Annotated in this window: 6 protein-coding genes and 1 tRNA gene; 5 read left to right on the top strand and 2 right to left on the bottom strand. The window is 55.5% G+C overall.

Features of this window, described 5'->3' with window-relative positions:
* Positions 1-152 precede the first annotated feature (152 nt).
* Positions 153-596 (bottom strand): ATP-binding protein, encoded by a 444-nt coding sequence (locus NW819_RS03225; RefSeq protein ID WP_011432443.1) that lies wholly within the window; start codon positions 594-596, stop codon positions 153-155.
* Positions 597-737: 141 nt separating this feature from the next.
* On the opposite strand from NW819_RS03225, the gene NW819_RS03220 reads away from it, so the two are divergent.
* The 5 genes from NW819_RS03220 to NW819_RS03200 all read left to right on the top strand — a co-directional run bounded on the left by NW819_RS03220 (position 738) and on the right by NW819_RS03200 (position 4010).
* Complete coding sequence (locus tag NW819_RS03220) at positions 738-935, top strand: cytochrome b6f subunit family protein (protein ID WP_041436278.1); 198 nt, start codon at positions 738-740, stop codon at positions 933-935.
* Between the two features lie 37 nt (positions 936-972).
* Positions 973-1302 (top strand): HU family DNA-binding protein, encoded by a 330-nt coding sequence (locus NW819_RS03215; RefSeq protein WP_238376891.1) that lies wholly within the window; start codon positions 973-975, stop codon positions 1300-1302.
* 12 nt (positions 1303-1314) lie between these two features.
* Positions 1315-2775, top strand: a complete 1461-nt coding sequence (locus NW819_RS03210) for a DASH family cryptochrome (protein WP_414412862.1) — start codon at positions 1315-1317, stop codon at positions 2773-2775.
* 100 nt (positions 2776-2875) lie between these two features.
* Positions 2876-2947, top strand: a tRNA-Met gene (locus NW819_RS03205).
* A 133-nt stretch (positions 2948-3080) separates the two neighbouring features.
* Entirely contained in the window at positions 3081-4010 is a 930-nt protein-coding gene (locus NW819_RS03200; RefSeq protein ID WP_011432440.1) for a restriction endonuclease, read from the top strand.
* 120 nt (positions 4011-4130) lie between these two features.
* On the opposite strand, the gene NW819_RS03195 is transcribed toward NW819_RS03200, so the two are convergent.
* Positions 4131-4462 (bottom strand): DUF29 domain-containing protein (locus NW819_RS03195; protein ID WP_414412861.1); only part of this gene is annotated, 332 nt, incomplete at its 5' end.

Genomic DNA, 4462 nt, shown 5'->3' with positions numbered 1-4462 from the left:
CGTCAGCGGCGCGGAGCGCTAAGGGATCCCGCTGGGCATCCACGCGCTTTGCCTTCGCCACCACAGCCCTAGCGGTTTCTGAAGCTCCCTACCCCGATCGGGGCTGCCAGATTACCCAAATGGGCAAGCTGTTTTGGGAGTGGCATTGAGGGTCAGACTATCCAGGGATCCCGGCAGTTGGCGTGGATGTATTTGGCCAGGTAGACCTGGTTGCCTGTTTCATTCCACTCCACAAAGTCGAAGATTTGGGTGAGCAGCAGCATTCCTCGGCCCGACTCTTCGGTTTCCAAGATGTTATGTTGGCATCGGTGGAGCTTCTCTTGGGGACAAAAGCCGGGCCCTTGATCTCGCACCAGCCATTGGTAAAAGGGCTCCGAGCTGGCGTACTCGATGATCACTTTCTTGTTGGGATCGAGGCCGTTGCCGTGGCGGACGGCATTGATGATTGCTTCCTGTAGGCCCAAACGTATTTCCGCTCTCCAGGCAGGAGGGACTTTTGAGATCAAGAGATCGAGGACAGGCTGAGTGTAGAGGGTGGAGGGAAAGCTGATAACGCTCCAGGAGCAGTGGGCGGGTTTGAGGGAAAGGGCAATCACGGAGGCAGTCTTCCCTGGGGCACGGCACTCTGACCCCATTCTAGCAATCCCATCGGGGTCAACCCCAGCAGAGGTGCGGCAGGAGCTCGGCAAGGGGACTTTTGCCGTACCATCTTGAGTGGTAAGTCTCTTCGCGGTTTTATGGCGATCAAGGTTGGAAATAAGGTCAAAGTTCGCTCTGTCCAGGATCGCGGACAAGAAAACCTCAGCGCTCTGGTGGGCAAAGAGGCTGTGGTGCTGGCACGGCGTGTGGTCGATGGCAGCGGTGTCGGCTACATTCTGGAGTTTCCCGATCGCTCTCGACATTGGTTTTTCGAGAGTGAACTGGAGGTGCTCTAAGCCCCTGTCTGTGTTCTGTTGTCTAGAGGGTCGGTTGGTGGCTTCTCCTCCTCATTTGACTCGCCGTTTGCTGGCCCGCCAGATGGCCGCGCAGGTGGATGGCCTGACCGTGGAAATGGCTGCTGCTGCTCTGGAGGCTATGCTGGACAGCATTAGCCAATGCCTGGCCCAGGGGGGATCCGTGCGGCTGGCTCGCTTTGGCACGTTCTCGCTGCGCCATCGTCCCGCCCGGCAAACCTATCATCCGCGCACCAAGGCCCCTGTTCACATCCCGGCTGCCGATGTGCCTCATTTTGTTCCCAGCCCTGAGCTGGGGCGTCCAGCTGGGGTTCGGGTGTCCAAGTCTGAGTCCGCGGGATCCGTGTAGGGTAGCTGCAGAATGACTGTACTGCTGTGGTTTCGCACCGACTTGCGCCTGCTGGATCACCAGCCGCTGACGCGGGCATGCCAACAGGGATCCCCTTTGATCCCCTTGTATTGCTTGGATCCTCGCCAGTTCGGCGAGACTTCCCTTGGGCTCCGCCCCAGAACCGGCCCTTTCCGCGGTCAGTTTTTGCTGGAGAGTTTGGCGGATTTGCGGCAGCAGTTGCGGTCGCGCGGCTCGGATTTGGTGATCCGCAAGGGACAGCCAGAACAGGTGATCCCCACCTTGGCACAGGAGTGGGGGGTCGAGGCGGTCTATGCCCATGAAGAGGTGGGCACCGAGGAGAAGGAGGTGGCGGCTGCTGTTGAGCGGGCTTTGCGGTCTCTGGGGATCCGGCTGCAGGTTGATTGGGGCCATACCCTCTATCACCCTGAGGATCTCCCCTTTTGTCTCTCGCAACTGCCGGAGCTGTTCACCCGCTTTCGAAAGCAAGTCGAGGGGAGCACCCCCATCCGGGATCCCTTGCCCATTCCCTCGATCCCCCCCCTGCCATCGGGTTTGGATCCCGGCCCTCTGCCCACCCTGGCCTCGCTGGGGCTATCTTCACCTGCCAGGGATCCACGGGCCCGCTTCACCTACCTTGGCGGCAGCACTGCTGCCCATGCCCGCCTGCAAACCTACTTTTGGGATCTGGATCGGCTGCGCATCTACAAAGAAACCCGCAACGGCATGTTGGATCCCGACGATAGCTCCCGGCTTTCTGCTTGGTTGGCGCTGGGCTGTATCTCGGCCCGCACCGTCTATGCCGAGGTCAAGCGTTATGAGCAGGAGCGGGTGCGCAATGAGTCCACCTACTGGCTGGTGTTCGAGCTGCTGTGGCGGGATTATTTTCGGTTTATCTTGGCCAAGCACGGCGCCAAACTGTTCCGTCCTTCTGGGATCCAAGGGATCCCTATCCCTTGGCAACAGGATTGGCCGCGCTTCCAGGCTTGGTGTCGAGGTGAGACGGGCTACCCCTTGGTGGATGCCAACATGCGGGAGCTGGCGGCTACTGGGTTTATGTCCAACCGGGGACGGCAGAATGTGGCCAGCTTTTTGACCAAGAACCTGGGCATCGACTGGCGCATGGGCGCTGAGTGGTTTGAGTCGCTGCTCATCGACTACGACGTGGCCAGCAACTACGGCAATTGGAACTACACCGCCGGCGTAGGGAACGATGCCCGCGGCTTCCGCTACTTCCACATCCCCAAACAATCTCGCGAGTACGATCCCAAAGGAGACTATCTGCGCCACTGGTTGCCGGAATTGGCCGGGATTCCGGGGGATAAAATCCACGAGCCCTATCGCCTCACTGCTGCCGAGCAGAAGCAATTTGGAGTCCGATTGGGGGTGGACTACCCTCGCCCACTGGTGGATTTGGACAAATCCCTCGCGGCCAACCGACGGGTTTATGAAGCTGCCCTGACCTGCCGATAGGCGTGGCTATGTCTGTGGCTTCTCTCCCGAGAGGGGGCTGAGGGGATTTTCTGAGGCGCAGTTCCGGCCCAAGAGTGCTATTCTAGTTAAGCACTATCCTGGCTCAGTAGCTCAGCGGTAGAGCAGGGGACTCATAAGCCCTTGGTCGCGTGTTCAAATCACGCCTGAGCCATCCACGTCAAACTTTTTTCAGAGGCTTCCCGGCCTGGCGGATACCCTAACTGGCTTGCAGCAGAGGGTTGGCGTAAAGTTATGGGTGGAACCTACTTCGGTTTGGGATCCCTGTCTTCACATCGGTTCTACAAATGGCCGTTCCCGATTATCAGAGCTTGATGTTGCCACTTCTCCAGTTTGCAGCACGTAAAGAAACCGAAATATCAACCAGCGAAGCTGTTGAAGTTCTGGCAAAGGAACTGGGCCTCACAGAGGACGATCTCAGGGAGATGCTGCCGAGCGGTGTACAGCCAACCTTTGTCAATCGCGTCGGCTGGGCTGCAACTTATATGAAAAAGGCAGGGCTGCTGGAAACAACGCGCAGAGGATTCTACCAAATTACTGACCGCGGAAGAGATCTTCTTGAAAAACAGCCCAAAACCATCAATGTAGAGTTACTCAGGCAATATCCTGAATTCCGAGAATTTGAGGGGCCCAAAGACACAAGAAGCAGCAACAAGGCAAGCAAACAAAAAGCTTTATCAGAGACTTCGGCAGCGACACCATTAGAGCAGTTAGAAGCTGCATATGAAAGTCTCCGTGACAAACTGGCTGATGAACTGCTTGCCAAGCTAAAGAAAGTATCGCCCGCCTTCTTCGAAAAGGTTGTTGTGGAGCTGCTGGTTAAAATGGGCTACGGAGGCTCACGGGCAGATGCAGGCAAAGCAATTGGCAAGAGTGGCGATGGTGGAATTGATGGGATCATCAAAGAGGACAAACTCGGTCTTGATGTTGTGTATATTCAGGCAAAGCGTTGGGATAGCAATCCGGTAGGTCGTCCTGATGTCATGCAGTTTGTGGGTGCTTTACAGGCTCAAAGAGCAAACAAGGGTATTTTTATCACTACCTCCAGGTTTACTGAAGACGCTAGCAGCTACGTTTCGCAGATCGGCAGTAAGATTGTTTTGATTGATGGCGAACAACTAACAAATCTAATGATTGAGCACGACGTTGGCGTATCTACAGTTTCATTGTATCCAGTAAAGAAGATTGATAGTGATTATTTTGAAGAGAGCATCTAACATCGGAGTGAGAAAATTGAGCTGCTAGGGCCAGCAGAGTTAACACAAGGAGCAAAGCTAGCAAAGTTCATGTAGTGCCATCGCCTTCTTAAGTATGGGCATAAGTATCGAGGTCTAGCGTCACTGGGAATTCTCCTGTTCGGGGTAAAAGTTGGGATCCATCACCTGATCCAACGTGTAGGGACACCGGTCAGGCAGGTCATCTAGAGATAGGGGCGTTTCTTTAACCACCAGCAGGACGCTCTTTTGATAAGCTTTATTCATTGCTTCAACCAGATAAGATTTAAGGCTGGGATTATCCGCAATTAACTCCTGGATTTCTTGCCGCTGTTCGATGATTGTGGCTGTCCAACTTTTGCTTCGTTGTTGAGGCTGAAACTGCCACTTTAGCAGATGGCCCACCAGGATCCCTAGCCGATTCACCAATTCGCGGCGTTCTTGCCTGCCCAAAG

It is taken from the genome of Synechococcus sp. R8-2 (assembly GCF_047461715.1).
Taxonomy (GTDB): domain Bacteria; phylum Cyanobacteriota; class Cyanobacteriia; order Thermostichales; family Thermostichaceae; genus Thermostichus.
The sequence above is the reverse complement of the archived record's forward strand: the minus strand, read 5'-3'. Positions and strand labels throughout refer to the sequence as shown.

What these genes read in the sequence shown, in the direction of transcription:
- NW819_RS03220 (WP_041436278.1), top strand. Translation starts at nt 738, where the DNA reads ATGGCGATCAAGGTTGGAAATAAGGTCAAAGTTCGCTCTGTCCAGGAT.
- NW819_RS03210 (WP_414412862.1), top strand. Translation starts at nt 1,315, where the DNA reads ATGACTGTACTGCTGTGGTTTCGCACCGACTTGCGCCTGCTGGATCAC.
- NW819_RS03200 (WP_011432440.1), top strand. Translation starts at nt 3,081, where the DNA reads ATGGCCGTTCCCGATTATCAGAGCTTGATGTTGCCACTTCTCCAGTTT.